The organism is uncultured Lutibacter sp. (assembly GCF_937891065.1).
Classification (GTDB): Bacteria; Bacteroidota; Bacteroidia; order Flavobacteriales; family Flavobacteriaceae; genus Lutibacter.
On record NZ_CALAEQ010000068.1, the window covers coordinates 1 to 4,275 of the forward strand.

Annotated in this window: 4 protein-coding genes and 2 pseudogenes; all 6 read right to left on the reverse strand. The window is 28.7% G+C overall.

Annotated features, from left to right (window positions below; translation table 11 throughout):
- Positions 1 to 375, reverse strand: a pseudogene (locus Q0352_RS04160) (ABC transporter permease); the annotation flags it as partial.
- Entirely contained in the window at positions 368 to 1,075 is a 708-nt protein-coding gene (locus Q0352_RS04165) for an ABC transporter ATP-binding protein (protein ID WP_299524103.1), read from the reverse strand. The pseudogene Q0352_RS04160 and the gene Q0352_RS04165, both read right to left, overlap by 8 nt.
- On the reverse strand, positions 1,068 to 2,300 hold the full coding sequence (locus tag Q0352_RS04170; protein ID WP_299524106.1) for a nitrous oxide reductase family maturation protein NosD: 1,233 nt from the start codon (positions 2,298 to 2,300) through the stop codon (positions 1,068 to 1,070). Before Q0352_RS04170 ends, Q0352_RS04165 begins: the two co-directional genes overlap by 8 nt.
- Positions 2,300 to 2,746 carry a nitrous oxide reductase accessory protein NosL gene (locus tag Q0352_RS04175; protein WP_299524109.1) on the reverse strand — a complete coding sequence of 149 codons (447 nt, stop codon included), beginning with the start codon at positions 2,744 to 2,746 and terminating at the stop codon, positions 2,300 to 2,302. Before Q0352_RS04175 ends, Q0352_RS04170 begins: the two co-directional genes overlap by 1 nt.
- 96 nt (positions 2,747 to 2,842) lie before the next feature.
- The gene (locus Q0352_RS04180) at positions 2,843 to 3,430 is read right to left on the reverse strand and encodes a hypothetical protein (protein WP_299524113.1); all 588 of its coding nucleotides are present in this window, start codon (positions 3,428 to 3,430) and stop codon (positions 2,843 to 2,845) included.
- 179 nt (positions 3,431 to 3,609) lie between these two features.
- Positions 3,610 to 4,275 (reverse strand): annotated as a pseudogene (locus Q0352_RS04185) (nitrous oxide reductase); the annotation flags it as partial.

The window sequence follows — 4,275 nt, forward strand, 5'->3', positions numbered from 1 at the left end:
ACTAAAATCAAAAATTGCTGCAGATTTAAACAAACCATACGCCATAAATGGAATCCCCAAACCTAACACTAAACTTAATGTAAGCGATATTGAAATACCCAAATATTGTCCCATAAATATTTTGCTTCGGTTAATGGGTTGTGCCAATAAAAGTTCGGTAAATTCTTTTGAATTGTAGTAATACATTACACCGAAGATTGTTCCAATTAGAGGGGTTAAAACAATAATAATATTCATTAAAGTAATTACGGCTTTGTTTACATCATTATTTAAAAACAACAACACAAAACCAAGTAGTAAATAAAAAATAAAATACACATAACTCCAACGGCTACGCATTAAATCGTAAAAACTATATTTTAATATTTTAAGCATATTGTTTAGATATTAAATTAGCGATAGCGTGTTCCAAATTGTCATTTTCTGTTTGCTTTTTCAATGCATCAATACTTCCTTTAAAATATATTTTCCCATCTAATAGAAATACAATTTCATCAGCTACTTCATCTACAAAACTCATAATATGAGTGGTGATTAAAATGGTTTTTCCCTTTGCCTTTTCTTTTTGGATGAGTTCTTTTAAATGAATTAAAGCGATAGGATCTAGCCCGTTTGTAGGTTCATCCAGTATAATTAAATGACTGTCGAACATAAAAGTTAAAACGATATTTACTTTTTGTTTTGTACCACCAGAAAGGTTTCCTAATTTTTTTTGAAGAGAATCATTCAATCCAAATAAATCAATTAATACCTGTTCATTTGACTCTTTTGGCCGAAGATTTTTTACCATTTGAATCAATTCAATAACTGTTAAATTTGGAGGGAAATTAGCGATTTGTGGTAAATAATTTAAATCGTTTCTATAATCCCACTTTCTTAAAACGCTTTTATTGTTATATGTAATAGTACCTTTTTGAGGAATTACCATTCCTAACAAACATTTAATCAAAGTTGTTTTACCTGAGCCATTTGGTCCAAGTATAGCGAAAATTCCGCCTTCTTTAATTGATAAATCTAATCCGTCTAAAACAGTTAGTTTGCCAAATCGTTTGTGTAAATTTTTAAATTCAATCATTAATTTTTTTCATTATAGGGTTTTCATCCGTTAAATCGTCAGGTGTAAAAACCGGTGAAACTTTTTCTGAAAAATTGATAATATCAACAAATAAACTTCTTAATAATACCAAAGCTTCTGGAGTTTTATTTACAATGTATGAGAACAATTTTACGGGACGATATGGAATGTCTCCAATTCCATTTTTATCTAAATCATAACCAGTGTATTCGCTCCAATAATTATTATTAAAACTATTATCATTTTTTTTAGTATTGTACGATAAATCTAATGAATTATGCATAAAATCATTCTTTTCAAAAATGTTTGCATAACAGGCTCCTGCAATTTTAATTGCCCAGCCATTTCTTAAAAAAGTATTGTTTTTGTAATTTATTCTTGTACAACCTTCACCATTTATTCCAATAGTATTTTCTTCAAATAAATTGTTGTAAATCTCGGCATCATAAATTTCTTTTAATAATAAACCATACGAAGCAGAACCCCAGTTTAGCTTAAAAGTATTGTGATGCATAGTTATATATTTAGAAAACATTACCGCTACGCCAGCTCCATTATTTCTAAATTCGTTATGATGGTAAATATTATTATTTGAAAACATGAAATGCAAACCGTATCGAATATTATTATGGCTGTTATTTTCATAAACGACACTTTGTTTTACAAACTCAAAATAAATTCCATCACGTAAACCAGTTAACTGATTGTTGTATACTTCCATTTCACTTCCGTCCCAAATATGAATACCATTTCCTGAACTTGCTTCACTTTTTCTATTTCCAGATATTCTATTATTTCTAATAATTCCGTTTTTAGATTTTTCAATTAAAAGCCCAAAAAACACATTTTCTAAAATACAGTCTTCAATAATAAAATTTCTAGCTTTTATAACTTTAATTGCTGCATAATCTATTGTGTAGCTCATTCCTACATTTATAATTTTTAAACCTCTAATGGTAAAATTATCAGCCTCAAAAATTATAATTCCTCCAGTATCTTCACCATCAATTACAGCTCCTTTTTCACCAATAAGAGAAATGGATTTATTAATAATAATATTGTTTTCTTTGTAAATCCCTTTTTTTACAACTATTTCATCACCTGTCTCAGCAATTTTAATAGCTTCTTTAATGGATTTTACAGTACAAGTTTCACAAACTTCAATCCGTTTTGCTGAAATTGTTAGTGTAGTAAAAAAGAAAAGTAATAGGATTATATACTTCATTATTTATCTGAAAGTTTTTGCTTTAAGGTTTCCCAAGTATAGTTTTCACCTCCATGTTTTTGTTGTAATTCTTCGGCTTTATTTTTTGAAGAAAAGGCTGATAAATTCGCACCCATCGGACTTTTAATTTCTTTACTTATTAAAAATGTAGCAGTTTTAGCATCAATCATTTCACCTGGATTTCCATAATTAGCAACTAAAAAAATAGCCATTTCTTCTTCAGTTTTTTCACTTAAGTCGTTAATCATACATTCGATAGCATCAAACTTAAATTGCTTTCCTTTTTTAGTTACATATTGAGCTGAATGAGTCTTATCAACCACGTTCATTTTACAAAAACTACATTGATCTTTTCCATATTCAATCGCTTCAGGTTCAACTTTACAAGAAACTATTAGTGCTAATATTGCAACACCTAAAAATGATTTTAAAAGATGAGTTTTCATTATTTCTGATTTTATTAGTTGTTAAATATACATTAAAAACGAGTATATCTAAATGAGTATACTCGTTTTATAATATTTTTAAGAATTTAAATTGAATTATGCCTTAGCTTCTTTTTTACCTACAAAGAAAGCTACAAATGTTAAAAACATTCCTAAAAACATTAAATAAGCTCCAAGTCTTGGATATGAATGCGCTTTAAAATTCAGTATATCTTTTGAACCAAATAGGGGAGGTTGAAAGCCCATAATTGAACCATCAGGGTTTGTAAATTTCATAATTGCTTTTGGATCTAAATTGTGTCCATAATCATATTCCCATAAGTAAAAGTCATACATACCTGCAATTCCTAATAAACTTATTATTACAAACCAAACTAAAAATAATTTATGATTCCCTAAAAAACCAAATAACACACCTAATGCTACCATAAAGCCTATAGCCCATGGAAATATTTTAAATTCTGGTATCGTTTCTGGTATATATTGCATTCCAACATAATGATTCATTAAGTTGATATTTTTAACATCAAATTCATGGGTGTCCGCAAATTTATTAATGTGTATATCCATTCCTAAAGGAATTGGATATTGAGGAGCTTCTAACGTTATATTCCATAACGGAAATACAAAAAGGCCTAATAAAAGTAAGGACCCTATAATCATTAGTATTTTAGATTTCTTCATAATTTTTTTTAATTTTTTACGTAATATTTGTAACAAAATTACAAAATAAAGATTGTTTAGTATGTGATAAAACATACATTAAAAAGACTATTTAATCTTTTTTTAATTTATAGAAAAAAGGGTAAGTAAATTATTATACTTACCCTTTTAAAGTTCTTCAAATCAATCTAAAAAAGAACTTATTCAGCGTCTACAGCGTCACCATCTAACGTAAACGTTAAAGGAACATTAGATCCTTTTGGTGATACTCTAATATATCCTTGCATTTCTTGATGTAATGCAGAACAGAAATCTGTACAATAGAATGGCCAAACACCAACTTGTTTAGGATACCATTTAAACGTTTCAGTTTGCCCTGGCATAATTAACAATTCGGAAGTTTGAGCTCCAATCATACCAATTCCATGTGGTACATCATAATCTTGCTCTAAATTTGTTACGTGGAAAAATACTTCATCACCAACTTGAATTCCTTCAATATTATCAGGAGCAAAGTGAGAACGAATCATTGTCATATAAATATGAACTTCATTTCCGTTTCTTGTTACTTTAGCCTCAGCTTCACTTTTAACAGCATATTCATGCTTGTTTTCATCTAGCTTAAAGAATTTTTTTGAATTCTTTTTAATAATATCTGCTGGTATACCAGCAGCATAATGAGGCTCTCCAATAGTTGGAAAATCTAACAATAATTCCATTTTTTCACCAGTAATATCATATAATTGCGCTGATTGTGTTACCTCAGGACCTGTTGGTAAATAACGGTCTTTTGTAATTTTGTTCATTGCTAAAACATATTTACCAAATGGTTTTCTTGAGTTTCCTCCAGGAATCATTAAGTGACC

Coding starts and splice junctions, on each gene's coding strand:
- Q0352_RS04165 (WP_299524103.1), bottom strand. CDS start 1,075: ATGATTGAATTTAAAAATTTACACAAACGATTTGGCAAACTAACTGTT.
- Q0352_RS04175 (WP_299524109.1), bottom strand. CDS start 2,746: ATGAAAACTCATCTTTTAAAATCATTTTTAGGTGTTGCAATATTAGCA.
- Q0352_RS04170 (WP_299524106.1), bottom strand. CDS start 2,300: ATGAAGTATATAATCCTATTACTTTTCTTTTTTACTACACTAACAATT.
- Q0352_RS04180 (WP_299524113.1), bottom strand. CDS start 3,430: ATGAAGAAATCTAAAATACTAATGATTATAGGGTCCTTACTTTTATTA.